Here is a 16,838-nt window from a genome sequence, read left to right as displayed (position 1 = left end):
CCTAGCTTGGTCCCCTGCGCGAGCAGACGTAAACCCCCCCTTTCCGCGGCGTGTCGGGAGCACTTTGCGTCTGCTCGCGCAGGGGACCAAGCTAGGTGGATGCTGACGGAGCGGCTGGGCGCGCTGGGTTCGCCCGCCGGGGTGCTGCGCGCGGTGGCCGCCGGCGCCCGCCGGCGGCGGCTGCCCGCACCGGCGGCCCTGACCGGCGAGTGGTTCGGTGCGGCCGCGGTGATCGCGCCCAGCGTCGAGGTGCGCGCGGTCGACCCGGCCACCGTGTTCGATGTGCGCCCCGGCGGCGGCAGTGTCGGCGGCGGCTGCGGTGTGGGCGGCGGCTGGATCGGCTACCTGTCCTACCCCGACCCCGGCGCGGACGCCGCACCGCCGCGCGTGCCCGTCGCCGCGGGTGGCTGGACCGACTGCGTGCTGCGCCTCGACACCGAGGGGTGCTGGTGGTTCGAGAGCCTGGACGGCACCGGCCCGCCGCGCTGGCTGTCGGCGGCCCTGGCCCGCACCCCGGCCCGCGGGTACTGCGAGATCACCTGGCGGCGGCCGGATTTCGACGCCCATCGCGCCGGCGTGCTGGCCTGCCTGGAGGCGATCGGCGCCGGCGAGGTCTACCAGGCGTGTGTGTGCACGCAGTTCACCGGCGAGGTGTCCGGCTGCCCACTGGAGTTCTTCGCCGACACCGTCGAGCGCACCGCCCCGGCGCGGGCGGCCTACCTGGCCGGCCGGTGGGGGGCGGTGGCGTCGCTGTCCCCGGAGCTGTTCCTGCGCCGGGTGGGCGAGCGGGTGGACTCCAGCCCGATCAAGGGCACCCTGCCGCTGCACCTGCCGGCCGCGCGGCTGCGGGCCTCGACCAAGGACGTGGCCGAGAACATCATGATCGTCGACCTGGTGCGCAACGATCTCGGCCGCGTCGCCGACACCGGCTCGGTGGGCGTGCCCGAACTGCTCGCGGTGCGCCCCGCCCCCGGGGTGTGGCATCTGGTCTCGACGGTGTCGGCGCGGGTGTCCCCTGACCTGCCGACCGCAGCCCTGCTGGAGGCCGCCTTCCCGCCGGCCTCAGTCACCGGGACCCCCAAAGTCGCTGCGCGGCAACTACTTTCGCAGTGGGAGCCGCGACGGCGGGGCGTCTACTGCGGCACGGTGGGGCTGGCCTCACCGGTGGCGGGCTGCGAGCTCAACGTGGCCATCCGCACGGTGGAGTTCGACGCGCACGGCGGCGCGGTGCTCGGGGTCGGGGGCGGGATCACCGCCGACTCCGACCCCGCCGCCGAGTGGCAGGAGTGCCTGGACAAGGCCGCCCCGATCGTCGGCCCGCTGACCGGTCAGCCCCGCGCCTGCAGCACGGCCTCGTAGAGCGCGCGCCGCGACACCGCCCCGGGGTGGTCGGCCACCACCTGCGCGCACGCGTCCTTGACCCGCATCCCGGTGTCCACCAGCGCGCCGACCTCGGTCACCAGCGCGGCGATGTCGACAGGCGCTGAGGCACCGGCGAGCACGACGGTGATCTCACCGAGCACACCCTCGCCCGCCCACTCGGCCAGTTCGGCGAGCATCCCCCGGCGGATCTCCTCGTGCTCCTTGGTCAGCTCCCGGCACACCACCGCGCGGCGCTGCGCGCCGAGGACCTCGACGGCGTCGCGCAGCAGGCCCGCCAGCCGCCGCGGCGACTCGAAGAACACCACCGTGCGCGCCTCGGCGGCCAACCCGCTCAGCCACCGCCGGCGCGCCGAGGTGCCGCGCGGGGGGAAGCCCTCGAAGCAGAACCGGTCGGTGGGCAGACCCGAGACGGCCAGCGCGGTGGTGACCGCCGACGGCCCGGGCAGGCACGTCACCGCCACCCCGGCCGCCGCGCAGGCGCTGACCAGCCGGTAGCCGGGGTCGTTGATCAGCGGCGTCCCGGCGTCGCTGACCACCAGCACGGTCGCGCCGGCGGCCAGGTCCTCGAGCAGGGCGGGCACCCGGGCCGCCTCGTTGGCGTCATAGAGGCTGAGCACCCGGCCGCGGATCGTCACGCCCAGCGCGCGGGCCAGGGCGCGCACCCGGCGGGTGTCCTCGGCAGCCACCACGTCGGCGGTGCCCAGCGCCTCGACCAGGCGGGCGGACGCGTCGGCGGGCCGGCCCAGCGGCGTGGCGCCGAGCACGAGGCGACCAGCCGTCATGACGCAGCGCCCATGACCCAGAGCCTACGATCGCTACCGATGAGCACCCTGACCGATGACCGCCCCGCGCCCGGGCGCGAGGTCCCCGTCATCAGCCCGGGCCCGCTGGTGCCGGCCGCCGACTTCGGACCGGTCGACCGCCTGGACGGCTGGGCGGCCACCGCGGTGGTGTGCGCGCTGGCGGCGGTGACGCGGTTTTTGAACCTGGGTTCGCCCACCGACGACGGCACCCCGCTGTTCGACGAGAAGCACTACGCCCCGCAGGCCTGGCAGGTGCTGCACAACTTCGGGGTGGAGGACAACCCCGGCTACGGGCTGGTGGTGCATCCGCCGCTGGGCAAGCAGCTGATCGCCGCCGGGGAGGCGCTGTTCGGCTACTCCGGGCTGGGCTGGCGGTTCATCGGGGCGATCTTCGGGGTCGTGCTGGTGGCGCTGGTGATGCGCATCGTGCGCCGGATCAGCCGCTCGACGATCATCGGGGCCATCGCGGGTCTGCTGCTCGTCTGCGACGGGGTCAGCTTCGTGTCGGCACGCACCGCGCTGCTCGACGGTTTCCTGGCGGTGTTCGTCGTCGCGGCGTTCGGCGCGCTGATGGTCGACCGCGACCAGGTCCGCCAACGCCTGGATGCGGCGCTGGCCGAGGGCCGCATCGCCGAGACGCCGTGGGGCCCGCGGCTGGGTGTGCGGTGGTGGCGGTTCGGCGCCGGGGTGCTGCTGGGGCTGGCCTGTGCGACGAAGTGGTCGGGGCTGTACTACGTGGTGTTCTTCGCACTGCTGTCGCTGGGCCTCGACGTCGCCGCCCGGCGCGCCTACCGGGTGCCGCGGCCCTGGCGGGGGGTGCTGCGGCGGGATGCCGGTCCGGTGGCCTACGTCTTCGGGGTGATCCCGCCCGCGCTGTACCTGCTGGCCTACGCGCCGTGGTTCGCCTCGGAGACGGCGATCAACCGCTACGAGGCCGGCCAGTCCATCGGCGAGCGGCAGTGGTTCCAGCCGCCCGACGCGCTGCGCTCACTGTGGCACTACACCTACAAGGCGTATCACTTCCACTCCTCGCTGACCAACGCCGCCGGCAACCACCACCCGTGGGAGTCCAAGCCCTGGACGTGGCCGATGTCGCTGCGGCCGGTGCTCTACGCGATCGACGACGAGAACGTGCCCGGCTGTGGTGCGGCCTCCTGCGTCAAGGCGATCATGCTGGTGGGCACGCCGGCGATGTGGTGGCTGGCCGTCCCGGTGCTGCTCTACGCCGCGTGGCGGGCTTTCGTGCGCGCGGACTGGCGCTACGCCGTCGTGCTGGTGGGCTACTGCGCGGGATGGTTGCCGTGGTTCGCCGCGATCGACCGGCAGATGTACTTCTTCTACACGGTGCCGATGGCGCCGTTCCTGGTGATGGCGATCGCTCTGATCCTCGGCGACATCCTCTACCAGCGCGACCGGCCCGACGGCGGCGCCGAGCGGCGCACGCTGGGCGTGCTGGTGGTCTGCGGCTACCTGGCGCTGGTGATCACCAACTTCGCCTGGCTGTTCCCGATCCTCACCGGGCTGCCGATCTCGCAGTCGACCTGGGGCATGCAGATCTGGCTGCCGAGCTGGCGTTAGCCGGGATCGCGCGCGACCGGGCAGGACATGCACCGCGGTCCGCCGCGCCCGGTGCCCAGCTCGGAGGCCGCCACCTCCAGCACCTCGATCCCGGCGTCCCGCAGCCGGGCGTTGGTCTCGGTGTTGCGTTCGTAGGCGACGACCACCCCGGGCGCCAGCGCGAGCGTGTTGTTGCCGTCGTCCCACTGCTCGCGCTCGGCGGTGACCGGGTCCAGTCCGGTGTCGATGACCCGCAGCCGCTCGATTCCCATCGCCTCGGCAGCAGCCCGCACGAACGGCGCCTCGTCGCCGATCCGGATGCCGTCGGCGGTGCGCCGCAGGGCGAATGCCGACAGTCTGTCGGTGATCGCCGGGTACATCACCATCGCGTCGACGTCGACCATCGTGCACACCGTGTCCAGGTGCATCTGCGCGCGCTCCTGGGCGATCGGCACCGCCAGCACGGTGTGCGCGAGGTCGTCATCGAAGAGGCTGCGCGCCAACGCCTCCGCGCCGGCCGCGGTGGTGCGCTCCCCCACCCCGACCGCGACGACGCCGGGAGCCAGCAGCAGCACGTCACCGCCCTCCACCGGGGCGGTGTGCGACTCGTAGGCCCGGCGCACCCCGAGGAAGCGCGGGTGGTGGGCGTAGATCAGGTCGGTCAGCGAGGTCTCCCGCGCCCGGGCCGCCAAGGCCAGCGAGGTGATCGCGAACCGCGGCCCGATCCAGAACGACGAGTCCCGGGTGAACATCAGGTTGGGCAGCGGATCGATGACGAAATCCGAACCGCGGTGCATGCGGCGCACCAGCGAGGAGTCCTCACGGGCGCCGAAGGGCAGCTCGGTGAACGTCATACCCGCCATCAGCACCTGCGCCAGATCACCGGGGGCGACGCCGCGCAGGTATGCCGAAAGTTCCTGCGCCAGAGCCGAACCCAGCCTGCTGGAGTCCACTGCCGCCGTGATGCCCTGCATCCGCGCCGCACCGCTGGCGAGCGCCTCGACGAGCAGGTCGGCCAGTAGCAGCACCTCCACGCCGCGCGCGCGCAGCAGGTCGGCGAACCCGTCGTGCTCCTGCTGGGCCCGGGCGACCCACGGCACGCCGTCGAAGAGCAGGGCGTCGTTGTTGCGCGGGGTGATCCGCTTCAGTTCCGCACCGGGCCGGTGCAGGATGACCGTGCGCAGCGTGCCGACCTCCGAGTCGACGCCGGGGGTAGCGGTCATGCCAGCACCGTATCGTTGCCCGCCCAGCCGATTCAGCGGCGCACCGCGTTGACCCCGGCGACCAACAGGTCGCGGGCGCGCCGGGTGTCGACCGGCCGCACCGGGGTGCCGGGCACCACCAGCGGGTTGGCCGAGACGATCACCTGGTAGTCACCGAAGTGCGCGGAGTAGCTGTAGAGCTCGCCGGTGCGCGCGCTGCCCTCGACCATCGTCTGCACCACCCGGTGCACACCGAGGGTCTGGGCGCCGTCGATCTCGGGTGCCTGCACCTGTTCCACCGTGCCCCGCACGGTATCGCCGGCGAAAGCGACTCTGGTGCAGCCGGATTCGGGTTTGTCGACCGGGATCGGGACGCTGGTCTCGACGGCGAAGACGATGAACCGGTTGCCCTCGCCCTCGGCGGACACCGCGGCCATGTTGCCCTCGGTGCCCGGCGGGACCGGTCGGGCGGTAGCCAGCCGCGCGCAGCCGGGCGGATCGAAGCGCAGCCCGTCGGGCAGCGGCTGCCCGGCCAGCAGGGCCGGATCGATGCCGGTCGGAGCGACCTCGGTCACCGTGAACTGCGGACCGAAGCTGGTCGTGACCGCGGAGATCCCGGCGAGGTCGGCCGTCGGTCCGGGCCGGGCGCAACCGGCCAGCAACCCCACGCACAGCCCGACACACAGGCCGCTGGAGAGCACCCGGGTCAGCACCGCGACCACGCTACTGACCGCGCGGCGCTCACCGGCGCACCGCGGCGACGGTGTCGGCCAGCAGTTCGTCAACGAAACGGGCGTCCAGTGGCGGCTCCGCCGAGCCAGGATTAGTGACCAGCACGGCGAACGCGACGTGTCCGTCGAGGAAGGCGAACGCCGCGGTCGCCTCGGAGTCGGTCTGCGAGCCCGCTTCGACGACGGTCTTGGCTACCGCCCGCCAGGCCAGCGTCTGCGCGCCCTCGATGCGCGGCGGCGGAATCTGGGTGACGACGGCGCTGGTGTGGACGAACGTCATTGCCCAGGTGGAACATTCAGCGATCAGCGCGGGATCGGGACCGGCGGGTGCCACGGCCGCCGCGACGAACACCGTGCCGCCCGCTCCGGAGGCCGACAGCCCGCGCGCGGCCGGGTCGGCCGGTGCCGGGTCGGCGAGGCCCTTGCAGCGCGCCGGGTCGGCCGTCCAGCCCGGCCCGAACCCGATCAGCGCCGCGGCGCTGATCGGTCCGTCCAGACCGGCGACCTCGTATCCGCTCGGCAGCGCCGGACCGACGGCGACGACGGCGGCGGGGTTGACCCGCCCGGCGGGCGGGCTGCTCGACGGCGGCGGTGCGGGCGCCGACCCGCACCCGCCCAGCCACGCGGTCGCCAGCAGAGCGGTCAGCGGGGCGCGTCGGCCGCTCAGCGGTTGAGCCGCCAGATATCGCAGGACATGACGGTGGCGAACCCGCACCACAGCGGATACGGGGCCAGGGCCGCGCCCAGGGTGGCGTCGGCCCGGCCGGCCCGCCGCGCGAGGTCGGCGCTGCTGGCGGCGAGCACCCCGGCGGCGATCGCCGAGGTCCCCAGCCGCTGCTTGCCGAAGAACAGCCAGCTCCACCCGGCGTTGAGAACCAGGTTGGTGCCCAGCGCGGCGATGTAGGCCCGGGCCTCGCCGTCGCGGCCCTGCTCGCGGAACCGGTTGATCGCCGCCGCCGAGGTGGCGGCGATGTCGGCGTACAGCGCGGTCCAGGCGATCGGGAAGACCGCGTTGGGCGGCACGTAGCCCGGTTTGCGGATCGTCTGGTACCACCCCTGCACCCCGCCGCGGCTGGCCAGGCTGCCCGCTACCGCCGCCGCCGCGGTGGCCAGACCCGTGCCGAGGATCGCCTTTCCCACGTCCCTCAAGCTACCGCCGAATCCGGCGGGGATTCGCGTTCGGCGCGCCGCACCGCCAGGCACTAGGCTCCTGTGCAGTCGGCCGGGTCGGGCGACCCGCGGACAAGGAGATCTCAGCGCGATGACGAACGCGATCAAGCGACGGTCGGCGGCGGCAACCCTCGGGGCGTGCGCGGTCACGCTGGCCGTGGCGTTGACCGGATGCAGCAGCGCCACCAAGACCGCGACCGAGTCGTCCCCGTCGGCGGCGTCGGCCACGCAGGCCACCACGGCCACGTCGGGCCTGGCGGTGCCGGATCGCCCGTCGGGGCCGAACATGACGATCGCCGACTACGTCGACCAGAACAAGATCGTCGAGACCGCGGTCAAGCAGGGCGACGCCGATTCGCCGACGTTCGACTTCCCGATGCCCCCGGACTGGAAGGCGGCCGGTCCTCGCAAGCCGGAGTGGGCCTACGGCGCGATCATCTACGACAAGGCCGAGGATCCGGCCGACCCGCCGTTCATGACCGCGATCGTCTCCAAGCTGACCGGGAACGTCGATCCGGCCAAGGTGCTCGAGTACGCGCCGGGTCTGCTGCAGAACCTGCCGGGCTACGAGCAGGACGGCGAAATCCAGAAGAGCACGCTCAGCGGCTTCGAGGCCATCCAGTTCCAGGCGTCCTACCTCGCCGGTGAGGTCCGGCGTTACATCGCCCAGAAGACCGTCGTCATCCCGGCCAAGGACGGCGGGATCTTCGTGCTGCAAATCAACGCCGACGCCCCGCTCGGACAGGATCAGGTGGTCCTCGACGCCGCGAAGGTGATCAACGAGAAGACGACCATCACCGTCTGACGGGCTAGCCTCGATTTTTCGCGGCGGTGGGGTTCGGGGTCGCTGGGCTCTGAATATCGCTGAGGGGTGGGGGTTTTGGTTTTGGGGTGTGTTTGGCCGTCCCGTGTCGCCGGGGTGGGGCGGAGTCGTGATCGGCACCGCACCCGGGAGTGAATCGCTGCAGAGGTTGCAGGGCATGACGCGATTCGAGCTCAGAGCAGAACCGAGACGGACACCAGCCGGTATTCGGGGCTGGGCCCGAAACCGAACGACAGGGTGTGACCGCTGACGGGGTACCGCAGGGCGATGGTCTTGCCGGTCTGGGACGGCGGGATGTCGACGCCTGCGGCCTTGCCGAATTGTGCGGTGACGCTCGGCATGGAATAGCAGACGTCGGGTTGCATCGTTGCCACCAAGGCGGCAATCGTGCCCCGCTGGGGATCCACACGTAAGTCGATGCTCTCGATCAACGTCGCGTAGGCGCTGCCGGGTAATGGCCGGCCGCGATATTCGCCACCTTCGCCGGCGCCGTCGTCGGGCACCGGATCCAGCCTGACACCGAGGCCGGTCTGCGCCTGGTTCAGTGACCCCGCCGCGGCGGCGGCAAAGGAACGGGTGAAGTCCGCCAAGGCGCCGGAATCGCATTGGGGACCCGGCGCAGCGTCGTTGTCCGCGCGGGCGAGGCCCACCGCGCCCCCGGCGAGGCCGCCGAAGACGAGCCACGCGCCGAGCAGGATCGGGAGTATCCCTTTGAATAGCCACGCCGTCGACGTGCTGCGCGCGTCGCGCACCTGGAGGTGACATTGCGCCGGATCGGCCTTGGGCCAGGACGTCGACGCCGCCGCACGCCCGAGCATCCTCTCGAACGGCGCCACCAGCCCGCTGATTCCTGCATACCGCGCGGCGCTGGCGGCGGGCACAAGTCCGAGAAGATAGGTTCCGCGCGGTGCGCTGAAGGTCGCCACCTTCATCGTGAAGACCGACCCGCGCATCATGTTGGTGCGGAACAGGGATCCGGTGAGTCTCACCGGTGGGCCGCCGTTCGCACCCCTGATCTCTGGGGCCCAGTCGGCCAGGGCGTTCACTTTGAACCGCGGTACTTTGATCCAGATGTCGTAGGTTCCGTCGGCGGGAATGCTGAACGGTCGGGGACCTTCGAGAAACGACGATTCGAAAATCGCCGAGGAATCAAACTTCGCCATCCAGTTCAGGATGTTCCGGACGCCGTAGACGATCAAAAGTGCGCCGGGCACGATCAACAACACTCCGGTGATGACGGCGATGGTGTTCATGGACATTCTCCTTACCGGTGTTCGCTCCCTAGAGGTGGGCCGCTCCCACCAGAAGGTGCAACCGACGGTGTCCGGACGCACACTTTTTTCGGGGGACTTTGGGAGTGCTCGCCCTCGTGACCTACCTGAGCGACCGGCGGACATGTGTCGGCCCGCGGTGCCCGGCCCGTCCCACCCTGCAACCACATTCAGATCAGGCGGTCGGACACACCGCGGACCACGGGTTTACGCCCGGTTGCAGGTCCTCACCTCACCAAACAACGGTGGTCGACTCGGTCATCCGGGCCTCACCGCCACCGGGACCGGGACAGGTCACGCTGATGTCCCACGTCGAACCGGTCGGGTAGCTCGGAAACCACAGCCGTGAGGAACCTCCCGGCGCCAAATAGAACGGGACATTGAATGCAGGCAGGGGTTTACCGAACGGGTCGCCCTGCACGACCGAGGTGTAGGTGCACCAGCCGCTGATCGGAGGGCTATCGCCCGCCCACGAGCTGACGAATACGTCGACGCCGCCGGGAGCGGACCTGGCGCTCACGCCGATGCTGGCGTGCGCGGTTCCCCCGCCGAGGAACAACATCGCCGGTGCGGCCGCGCCGGCTACGAAACCGTAGACACGAAACTTTGACATTGACGACCCCTACCTGTTGTGCCGTCGTTTGGATGTTACGCCGGAATGGTGTCGTTTGCCAGGGTGATGGGACCACCTGATTGGCGGGCCAGCTCAGGGGCGTGGCTGAAGGCGATGAGTTGGGCGCAGGCGACCAGGTCCGCGGCGGCCAGCACGATCTCCAGCCAGGCGGCGTTGGCGTCGAAGCCGTGGCAGGGCAGGTTGGCCAGCCCGGCGGCTTTGAGCTCGCGGATGCGGTCCTCGACGCGGGCGTGCTGGCGATGGCGCAGTTCCAGGCCGGCGAGCTGTCCGGGCACCGCTGCGGGTGGGGTGTCGGTGATGAACGCGGTGATGCGCATGCCGTCGATGTCGGTGAAGCGCAGCTGGGCTCCCGGATGTGGGCGTTCTTTGCGCAGCACCGGCCAGGTCGCCAGGTTGACCAGGGTGGTGGCCTCGGCCACCCACGCCCCGTCGCGGATCTCACCGCCGGCGTCGATGGCCGGGTACCAGCCCTCGGCGAGGTTGAGGGTGTCCACGGCGTCCCAGACGCGGGCATCGACGGGAAACCCGAAGGAGAACCCGACCCCCCGCTCGCGGCAGGCTGAGGCGAAGCGGTGGGTCGCCCCGGCGGTATCGGAGCGCACCACCACCGCCGCTGCGCCCGGATCGTCGGGGTCAGGACGCCACCGGGCCGGCAGCGAGGCCAGCGCCTGGTCCAGGACGCTGATGTGATCGGCGGCGGTGTTGGACCCGGCGTTGCCGGCCCGCAGCAGCCCAGCCACCGCTTCCCCGCCGGCGATCTCGGGGCGGTCGACAAACGCCAGCAGCGGGTGATGTCCGAAGGACTTCTTCCACGTCGGGGCGGCGTCTTGTTTGTTGTCGGAATGGTCGATGACCAGGGTGGCGTCGATGTCGATGTACAGCGGCGCACCCGCCGGTGGAGCGGCTCCGGCCGCCCAGGCCGCCGCCCGCGCCGCAGCGCGGGCAGCGCGGATCTTCGGCAGGTGTACCGCGTCGATGCGCTGGTCAACGAGTCGCCACATCGTGGTGGTGGAGGCCTTGGGCCCGAAGACATGCTCGCGATCGGCGCACAGCTGCCCGATCCCGTCGATGCAGTCCGCCCCGTCGGCCACCGCCGCGGCCAGATCGGCGAACACCGCACCCGGGGCGTGGGTCCACGGCCCCTTGTAGGTGTCGGCCAAAACGTCTGTGACCTGGGCGGACAGCCCGGTCAGATCGGCCAGTTCCCGCAGCAGCCCCATCCCGGCATGCGACACCACACCACGGCCATCGCCAGAGACTTTCACCCGCGAAACCGCTGCGATATCCTTCACTTGCGAAGTGCCTTCCCGCTGGACGATCGAATCGTAGACAAATCCGATTATCCGTTGCAGGACAGGCACTTTCGCGTATCAACACCCAGCTACATGGGAATTCCGTGAAAAATCCGGGCTAGCCGATCGCGCGCATCACCTGCCGGGCCATGCACCGGATCCGCTCGGCGAGATCGGTGTCGATGCGCACCGAGTCGCCCACGGCGAACTCCGTGGTCACCACGCCGGGTTCGTCGCGCTGCCACTGACCGTCGAAGCGGTCGAGGATCGCGTGCATCGGGGCGTTCTCGGCCAGCAGGCGGGCGGTGAAACGGTGCACCCCGCCCACCCGGGCAGCCACGATCAGCGCGTCCATCAGGAAGCTGCCGATCCCGCGGCCCTGGTAGTCGTCGGCCACGATGAAGGCCACCTCGGCCACCGCCGGGTCTTCGACGTTGCGCACGAAACGCGCGTCGGCGACCACCGGGCCGTTCTCGCCGGCGGCCAGCACCCACACGAAGTGGTCGACGTAGTCGACCTGGAAGAGGTAGCCCATCAGCGCCGCGGTGGGCGCGCGGGTGGACAGGAACCGCCGGTAGAGGGTCTCGGTGGAGAAATCCACCGCCGGATGGGTGGAGCGGGCGCTGTCGCCGGGCAGCACCGGGCGCAGCAGCAGTTCGGTTCCGTCGGCGAAGTCCACCGGGATCGGCGTGATGAACGCGGCCAGCCGCTGACGGGCGGTGCGGACCAGGCGCTCGCTGACCCCGGGCAGATCGGCCATCGCGGCGAACGCGGCGGCGTCGCCGAGGTAGCCCGACAGCGGTTCGGTGGCGGTGACGGTGGCGGTGCGCGGCTTGTCGCGCAGCAGCGCGATCTCGCCGACGATCGCCCCCGCACCGACCGCGTCGGTCACCGGCGGCCCGTCCTCGCCGGTGTGGCAGATCTCCGCCGCACCGGAGTGGATCAGGACGAAGGACTCCGCGGGTTCACCCTCGCGCATCAGCACCGCACCGGTGTCGGCCTGCAGCGCGTGCAGACGCCCGGCGAGCGGATCGAGTTGCGCGGCGGGCAGGCCCTCGAAGATCTCCATCGCGGCCAGGTCGGCCGCCGTGACCTCCGCGCCCATCAGGACGCCAGCAGGTTGACGATGCCGCGGAACGCACCCGGCAGCGCACTGGCCGCCGGCACGATCATCGAGCGCGCCGGGGCGAAACCGCTGGCGTGCAGCAGCCCCGCGGTGAGTGCGCGATACCGGCGCGACATCCGCCGCCACCGCCGGTCGTAGCCTTCCGGGTCGTCGGCGAGCACGGACTGCACCACCAGTTCGGCGGCGCCGAACGCGATCCCCAGACCCTCGCCGGTCAGCGCGTCGACGTAGCCGGCGGCATCCCCGACGAGCATCACCCGCCCGGCCACCCGCCCGGCCACCCGCTGGCGCAGCGGGCCGGCCGCCCGGTCGCTGCCGTGCTCGAGTCCGCGCAGCCGCGCGGCCAGCGCGGGAAACGCGCCGAGTTGCTCGTCGAAGCCGCCCTGGCGGGAGGTGAGGATCGCCACCCCCACGCAGTCGTCGGCGACCGGGGTGACGTAGGCCTCGCCGACCTCGGACTCGGGTGCCCAGTAGACCTCGACGCGCTCGTTCCACGGGTCGGTCCGGAAGTGGCGCCGGATGCCCCAGCGCCGGCGTCGGCCGGCGGGTCGATCCAGTCCCAGCGTGCGCCGGATCGGCGAGTGCAGGCCGTCGGCGGCGGCGAGGTAACGTCCCCGCAGCTGTCCGCAGACCACCGACTCGGCGTCCTGGCTGACCTCACCGACATCGGCGCGGATGATGCGCGCGCCGGCGTCGCGTGCGGCGTCCTGCAGGGCCTCGTGCAGCACGGTACGGCGCACGCCCATTCCCCAGCCGCTGCGGAAGTCGGCGTCCACCCGGCGTGCCTCGTCGAGGTAACTGATCCCCCGAAACGGCTTGCCCCGCAGCGGAATACCGAGCTCGGTCAGCTGCGCGACGGTGTGCGGCATCAGGCCCTCGCCGCAGGCCTTGTCGATCGGCCCGCGCCTGCGGTCCACCACCGTCACCTCCAGACCGGCGCGGGCGGCGTGGGTGGCGGTCACCAGCCCGGCCGGTCCGGCGCCGGCGACGATCAGGTCGATCGTGGCGCCGCTCATGCGAGCGCCCCCAGCGCGGTGTTCTCAGTGCGGATCCGGGTTCGCAGCAGGGCGGCATTGAGCACGGTGAAAACCAGCGCGGTGATCCATGCCGTGTGCACCAGCGGCAGCGCGATTCCCTCCGCGACGACGGCGACGTAGTTGGGGTGCGCGATGAACCGGTAGGGGCCGTCGTCGATACGCGCCGCGCCGGGAACGACGACCACCCGGGTGTTCCACTGCGGACCCAGGGTGCTCACGCACCACCACCGAAGGCCCTGGGCGGCGACCACGACCGCCAGCATCGACCAGCCCAGCGCGGGCAGGAACGGGCGGTGAAAGACGATCACCTCGATAAGACACCCAGCCAGCAGCGCGGTGTGCAGCACGACCATCGCCGGGTAGTGCCCGGCGCCGAACTCGACCCCGCCGCGCGCCCGGCTCCAGGCCAGGTTGCGCCGGGACACCACGAGTTCGGCGACGCGCTCGGCGGCGATCGCCGCCAGCAGCAGCACGTACCAGAGCATCGGCGAGAACCGTTCAGCGCCAGCGCAGCAGCAACAGCTCGGCGCAGAATCCGGGCCCCATCGCCATCATCACCGCCGGGCTGCCGGCGGGCGGCCGTTTGGCGATGGTGTCGCGCAGGATGTGCAGCACCGACGAGGACGACATGTTGCCGACGTCGGCCAGCGACCGCCAGGTCAGCTCGAGGGCGTCGGCGGGCAGATCGAGGCTCTCCTCGATCGCCTCGATCACCTTCGGCCCGCCGGGATGGCTGACCCAGACGTCGATGTCTGCGACGCTCAGCCCGTGCGCGCCGAGCAACCCGGCGACGTCGTCGGGCAGGTAGCGGCGCACCACCTCGGGCACATCGGGCGAGAGCACCAGCCGCAACCCGGAGGCGTCGACATCCCAGCCCATGGTGCGTTCGGAGTCCGGGTAGAGATGGCTTCGGGTGTCGAGAACCTCGGGACCGGCGGCATCGATCCGCTCGGCGCGACGCTCCCCGGCCGCGACCACCGCACCCGCACCGTCACCGAACAGCGCGCTGCCGACCAACCCCGCGACCTCCGGGCGCAGCGCGGGAAAGGTCAGCGAGCACAGCTCCACCGACACCAGCGCCGCAACGCTGTCGGGTGCGCCGCGCAGGTAGTCGTGCAGCCGGGCGACCCCGGCGGCGCCGGCCACGCAGCCCAGACCGAACATCGGCACCCGGCGCACGTCGGGGCGCAGGCCCAGCCGCAGGGCGATGCGGGCGTCGATCGAGGGCACCGCGATGCCGGTCACCGTGGTCGACATGATCACGTCGACGTCGGCGGGCCGCAGCCTGGCCTCCTCGAGCGCGGCCGAGAGGGCCTGGCAGCCCAACTCGACGGCGTGCTCGATGTAGATCTGGTTGGCCTCGCCGAAGTCGGTCAGCGTCGGGTAGCGCTCCATCGGCAGCACCAGGTGACGGAAGTTCACCTTCGCCGAGCGGTGCAGGCTGCGCAGGATGTCCGCGCAGCCGGCGAACACCGCGTCAGCGGCGAACGCCTCGGTGATCTCGGACTGGCTGTAGCGATACGGCGGGAGTGCGCCCTGCACGCCCGCGATCACGCTGATGGGTGTCACTCAACCAGTATGCCGGGCCGGGCCAGACTCGCTGATTCCCAGCACCCGGTGCAGCTTGACCAGGGGTTTGGGTGCCCACCAGTTCCATCTGCCCATCACCTGCATGAACGCGGGCAGCAGCACCAGCCGCACCAGGGTGGCGTCCATCAGCACCGCCAACGTCAGTCCCACCCCGAACATCCGCATCACCGCCACCTTCGCCGCGACCAGCCCGGCGAAGGTGATCGCCATGATCAGCGCGGCGGCGGTGATCACCCGGCCGGTGCGCGCCAGGCCCAGCGCGACGCTCTCCTCGTGGGCGTCCGCGGTCTTCGAGGAGTCGAGCCAGAACTCCCGGATCCGGGCCACCAGGAACACCTCGTAGTCCATCGACAGTCCGAAGGCGATGCAGAACAGCAGCACCGGCATGTTGGACACCAGCGTCCCGGTGGGCGTGGTGCCCAGCGCGCCCAGATGCCCCTCCTGGAAGATCCACACCATCGACCCGAACGCCGCGCTCAGCGACAGCAGGTTGAGGATCAGCGCCTTGACCGGCAGCACCACGCTGCCGGTCAGCAAAAACAGCAGCACCAGCATGATGACGGCGATCAGGCCCAGCGCCAGCGGCAGCCGGGACAGGATCGCATCGACGCTGTCGCGGTTGGTCTGGGCCAGTCCGGCGAACTCCACCGCCCGCCCGCCCGGCGGGTCAACGGCGCGCAGCCGGTCCAGCAGGGTCTCGGAGGCCTCGGAGAACAGCGGCAGGGAGTTGCCGACGGTGAGCAGCGTGGAGCCTTCCGCCACCCCGGTGGCGGCCACCGGCGGCCCGGTAAGCGCGCCGCTGACGAAGGCGCCGGCCGGCGCGGACACCGACGTCACGTCGGGCACCTTCGACAGCTCCGCGGCGTAGCGGCTGACCGCCACGGGGTCCAAGCCGTTGGAGTCCGGGATGACGATGCGGACCTCCGAATCGGTGTCGATGGCGAAGTCGGCCCGCAGCAGATCTCCGACCTGATGCGCCGACGCCGAGGTGGGAAGCACCCGGTCATCGGGGAAGCCCGGGCGCACACCGAGGAAGGGCAGCCCCAGCATGATCAGCACCGCCACCGTCGCCACCCCGATCGGCACGGCGCGCTTCATCACGAATTCCGTTGAGCGATACCAGAACTGCTTGTAAACGGGAAGCTCCGCGGGGTCCGGTCGGCCCAGCAGGCGGCGCACGGCGCGGCGAACGTCCCACGAGTCGAGCCGGTCGCCGATCAGCATGATCGCCGAGGGTGTGACCAGGATCGCCGCCGTCGCGGCGAAGGCCACGGTCGCCACCCCGGCGTAGGCGAAGGACCGCAGGAAGCTCATCGGGAACACCACCATCGCGGCCATCGAGAGCGCGACGGTGACCGCCGAGAACAGCACGGTGCGCCCAGCGGTCACCATCATCGTGGTGACGGCCTCGGCGCGGGTGCTGCCCTCGGCGAGTTCGTCGCGGTAGCGGCTGACCATCAGCAGGGTGTAGTCGATGGCCAGCGCCAGCCCCATCGCGGTCGCCAGGTTCAGCGCGAAGATGGACACGTCGGTGAAGAAGGTGACGGCGCGCAGCACCGCCAGTGAGCCCAGGATCGCCATCACCCCGACCAGCACCGGTAGCGCCGCCGCGAACAGGCCGCCGAACACCCAGATCAACACGATGAAGCTCAGCGGCACCACGATCGCTTCCAGCAGCAGCAGGTCACGCTTGGACTGCTCGGTGATCTGCAGGTTGACCATCGCTGTTCCACCGGCGCGCACCACGACGCCGTCGCGCTCCCCGACGAGCCGGTCGGTCAGTTCCTTGGTGTAGGTCTGCTGCTGGCTCTCCGAACCGACCACCCCGGTGACGATCAAGCCGGATTTGCGGTCGGAACTGATCAGTGCGGTGGCGGCCTGCGGCGGGGAGGTCCACGCGGAGTCGATCGAGGCGACATGACCGGAGCGCTTGAGGTCGTCGACGATCTCGCCGGCCACCGCGCGGGCTTGCGGGCCATCGACACTGTCGGGTGCGGTGACCACGAACACCAGCGGCACGTCACCCTGACCGAACTTCTCGGTGAGCAGCTTGGCCGCCCGCGAGGATTCGGCGTTGGGGTCCTGGAATCCGCTCGGCGAGAGCTTCTCGGCCACCGGTATCCCGAAAGCGCCGACGGCGATCGCGATCAGCACCGCCGTGAGGATCATCAGCCGCGGCACGCCGATGGCGATGCGGGCGATGAGGGCGAGCACGAACT

15 protein-coding genes and 1 pseudogene are annotated in these 16,838 nt (G+C 71.3%); 3 read left to right on the top strand and 13 right to left on the bottom strand.

The genetic code is table 11. The features are described 5' to 3' along the window. The first annotated feature begins 99 nt into the window (after positions 1–99). A complete protein-coding gene (locus tag ACKOB8_RS08310) occupies positions 100–1,359 on the top strand; it encodes an aminodeoxychorismate synthase component I (protein ID WP_526376735.1) in 1,260 nt (419 codons plus the stop codon). Here ACKOB8_RS08310 and rsmI read toward each other — a convergent pair. Then, complete coding sequence (rsmI, locus tag ACKOB8_RS08305) at positions 1,329–2,165, bottom strand: 16S rRNA (cytidine(1402)-2'-O)-methyltransferase (RefSeq protein ID WP_526376734.1); 837 nt, start codon at positions 2,163–2,165, stop codon at positions 1,329–1,331. The two genes, ACKOB8_RS08310 and rsmI, sit on opposite strands and share 31 nt — an antisense overlap. Positions 2,166–2,204: 39 nt before the next feature. On the opposite strand from rsmI, the gene ACKOB8_RS08300 reads away from it, so the two are divergent. After that, the gene (locus ACKOB8_RS08300; RefSeq protein WP_526376733.1) at positions 2,205–3,764 is read left to right on the top strand and encodes a dolichyl-phosphate-mannose--protein mannosyltransferase; all 1,560 of its coding nucleotides are present in this window, start codon (positions 2,205–2,207) and stop codon (positions 3,762–3,764) included. Here ACKOB8_RS08300 and arcA read toward each other — a convergent pair. The 4 genes from arcA to ACKOB8_RS08280 are packed head-to-tail and all read right to left on the bottom strand — an operon-like array spanning position 3,761 to position 6,816. Continuing rightward, entirely contained in the window at positions 3,761–4,966 is a 1,206-nt protein-coding gene (gene arcA, locus ACKOB8_RS08295) for an arginine deiminase (RefSeq protein WP_526376732.1), read from the bottom strand. The two genes, ACKOB8_RS08300 and arcA, sit on opposite strands and share 4 nt — an antisense overlap. 32 nt (positions 4,967–4,998) lie before the next feature. Then, positions 4,999–5,646, bottom strand: coding sequence for a DUF5642 family protein (locus ACKOB8_RS08290; protein ID WP_526376737.1), 648 nt, complete (start codon positions 5,644–5,646; stop codon positions 4,999–5,001). Positions 5,647–5,686: 40 nt separating this feature from the next. Then, positions 5,687–6,391: a DUF5642 family protein gene (locus ACKOB8_RS08285; RefSeq protein WP_526376731.1), complete on the bottom strand. Its 705-nt coding sequence runs from the start codon at positions 6,389–6,391 to the stop codon at positions 5,687–5,689. Then, positions 6,340–6,816: a TspO/MBR family protein gene (locus ACKOB8_RS08280; RefSeq protein WP_526376730.1), complete on the bottom strand. Its 477-nt coding sequence runs from the start codon at positions 6,814–6,816 to the stop codon at positions 6,340–6,342. Before ACKOB8_RS08280 ends, ACKOB8_RS08285 begins: the two co-directional genes overlap by 52 nt. A 121-nt stretch (positions 6,817–6,937) precedes the next feature. On the opposite strand from ACKOB8_RS08280, the gene lpqN reads away from it, so the two are divergent. Then, on the top strand, positions 6,938–7,651 hold the full coding sequence (gene lpqN, locus ACKOB8_RS08275; protein WP_526376729.1) for an envelope biogenesis lipoprotein LpqN: 714 nt from the start codon (positions 6,938–6,940) through the stop codon (positions 7,649–7,651). Positions 7,652–7,842: 191 nt separating this feature from the next. Here the strand turns inward: lpqN and ACKOB8_RS08270 are convergent, their stop codons facing one another. The 8 genes and pseudogenes from ACKOB8_RS08270 to ACKOB8_RS08235 form a co-directional block, all read right to left on the bottom strand. Further along, the gene (locus ACKOB8_RS08270; protein ID WP_526376728.1) at positions 7,843–8,922 is read right to left on the bottom strand and encodes a hypothetical protein; all 1,080 of its coding nucleotides are present in this window, start codon (positions 8,920–8,922) and stop codon (positions 7,843–7,845) included. A gap of 250 nt (positions 8,923–9,172) precedes the next feature. Further along, positions 9,173–9,553 (bottom strand): hypothetical protein, encoded by a 381-nt coding sequence (locus tag ACKOB8_RS08265; protein WP_526376727.1) that lies wholly within the window; start codon positions 9,551–9,553, stop codon positions 9,173–9,175. Positions 9,554–9,636: 83 nt separating this feature from the next. Then, positions 9,637–10,866, bottom strand: a pseudogene (locus ACKOB8_RS08260) (IS1380 family transposase); the annotation flags it as partial. Between the two features lie 118 nt (positions 10,867–10,984). Continuing rightward, positions 10,985–11,971, bottom strand: coding sequence for an acetyltransferase Pat (pat, locus tag ACKOB8_RS08255; RefSeq protein WP_526376726.1), 987 nt, complete (start codon positions 11,969–11,971; stop codon positions 10,985–10,987). Further along, the gene (locus tag ACKOB8_RS08250) at positions 11,971–13,008 is read right to left on the bottom strand and encodes an NAD(P)/FAD-dependent oxidoreductase (RefSeq protein ID WP_526376725.1); all 1,038 of its coding nucleotides are present in this window, start codon (positions 13,006–13,008) and stop codon (positions 11,971–11,973) included. Before ACKOB8_RS08250 ends, pat begins: the two co-directional genes overlap by 1 nt. Then, the gene (locus ACKOB8_RS08245; RefSeq protein ID WP_526376724.1) at positions 13,005–13,514 is read right to left on the bottom strand and encodes an isoprenylcysteine carboxyl methyltransferase family protein; all 510 of its coding nucleotides are present in this window, start codon (positions 13,512–13,514) and stop codon (positions 13,005–13,007) included. The genes ACKOB8_RS08250 and ACKOB8_RS08245 overlap by 4 nt, the downstream gene beginning before the upstream one ends. Before the next feature lie 13 nt (positions 13,515–13,527). Continuing rightward, positions 13,528–14,589, bottom strand: a complete 1,062-nt coding sequence (locus ACKOB8_RS08240) for a type III polyketide synthase (protein WP_526376736.1) — start codon at positions 14,587–14,589, stop codon at positions 13,528–13,530. A 9-nt stretch (positions 14,590–14,598) separates the two neighbouring features. Further along, positions 14,599–16,833, bottom strand: a complete 2,235-nt coding sequence (locus tag ACKOB8_RS08235; RefSeq protein ID WP_526376723.1) for an MMPL family transporter — start codon at positions 16,831–16,833, stop codon at positions 14,599–14,601. Positions 16,834–16,838: the final 5 nt, after the last annotated feature.

The organism is Mycobacterium sp. (assembly GCF_046091765.1).
In the GTDB taxonomy this organism is placed as follows: Bacteria; Actinomycetota; Actinomycetes; order Mycobacteriales; family Mycobacteriaceae; genus Mycobacterium.
Note: the sequence above shows the minus strand (reverse complement) of the source record. Positions and strands in the feature narration are given on the sequence as shown.

Bases quoted from the DNA above. Each gene is read 5' to 3' on its own strand.
- rsmI (WP_526376734.1), bottom strand. From the start codon at position 2,165: ATGACGGCTGGTCGCCTCGTGCTCGGCGCCACGCCGCTGGGCCGGCCC.
- pat (WP_526376726.1), bottom strand. From the start codon at position 11,971: ATGGGCGCGGAGGTCACGGCGGCCGACCTGGCCGCGATGGAGATCTTC.
- ACKOB8_RS08245 (WP_526376724.1), bottom strand. From the start codon at position 13,514: ATGCTCTGGTACGTGCTGCTGCTGGCGGCGATCGCCGCCGAGCGCGTC.
- ACKOB8_RS08265 (WP_526376727.1), bottom strand. From the start codon at position 9,553: ATGTCAAAGTTTCGTGTCTACGGTTTCGTAGCCGGCGCGGCCGCACCG.
- ACKOB8_RS08270 (WP_526376728.1), bottom strand. From the start codon at position 8,922: ATGAACACCATCGCCGTCATCACCGGAGTGTTGTTGATCGTGCCCGGC.
- ACKOB8_RS08250 (WP_526376725.1), bottom strand. From the start codon at position 13,008: ATGAGCGGCGCCACGATCGACCTGATCGTCGCCGGCGCCGGACCGGCC.
- ACKOB8_RS08300 (WP_526376733.1), top strand. From the start codon at position 2,205: ATGAGCACCCTGACCGATGACCGCCCCGCGCCCGGGCGCGAGGTCCCC.
- lpqN (WP_526376729.1), top strand. From the start codon at position 6,938: ATGACGAACGCGATCAAGCGACGGTCGGCGGCGGCAACCCTCGGGGCG.
- ACKOB8_RS08310 (WP_526376735.1), top strand. From the start codon at position 100: ATGCTGACGGAGCGGCTGGGCGCGCTGGGTTCGCCCGCCGGGGTGCTG.
- arcA (WP_526376732.1), bottom strand. From the start codon at position 4,966: ATGACCGCTACCCCCGGCGTCGACTCGGAGGTCGGCACGCTGCGCACG.